At 43.6% G+C, this 635-nt stretch carries 2 rRNA genes; both read left to right on the forward strand.

From position 1 onward, the window contains the following. Nucleotides 1–86, forward strand: a 16S ribosomal RNA gene (locus AC1FXP_RS23560); the annotation flags it as partial. 380 nt (nucleotides 87–466) lie between these two features. Continuing rightward, nucleotides 467–635: ribosomal RNA gene (locus AC1FXP_RS23565) — 23S ribosomal RNA — on the forward strand; the annotation flags it as partial.

Here is a 635-nt window from a genome sequence, read left to right on the forward strand (position 1 = left end):
GCCAGCCGCCTAAGGTGGGACAGATGATTGGGGTGAAGTCGTAACAAGGTAGCCGTATCGGAAGGTGCGGCTGGATCACCTCCTTTCTATGGAGTTTAACTCTAGTCGACAGACAACTTTTAGTTGTTTGACGCTTGTGCTATTTGTTCAGTTTTGAGAGAACTTACTCTCAATTAATATAGAAGAAACTGATTTGATATCAAATAGATCGGTGGCTTTTGGTTCTTTGAAAACTAGATAATGCAATAGAAACAATAGTAAGTTCATCGGTATCTTATTTATAAGAGAAGTTGAACGAACGTCAAGAATTCAAAAACGACTTTTTTAAAATAGATCGTTTTTGGCAAAGAGCTTCGAGTAGTTCGAGGAAGCGAGTGGTCGAAAGAATGGAGCGTAGTTTACTACGTGACATGACTGAGAACCACGAAGCTGACGAAGAAATGCGAAGAAGATCTGAAGCCAAAATGGTTAAGTTAGAAAGGGCGCACGGTGAATGCCTTGGCACTAGGAGCCTAAGAAGGACGCGACGAACGGCGAAACGCCTCGGGGAGCTGTAAGTGAGCTTTGATCCGAGGATATCCGAATGGGGGAACCCACCATCCGTAATGGGATGGTACCCGTATCTGAATACATAG

The sequence above is a fragment of the Halalkalibacter sp. HAAS-P013 genome (assembly GCF_056619925.1).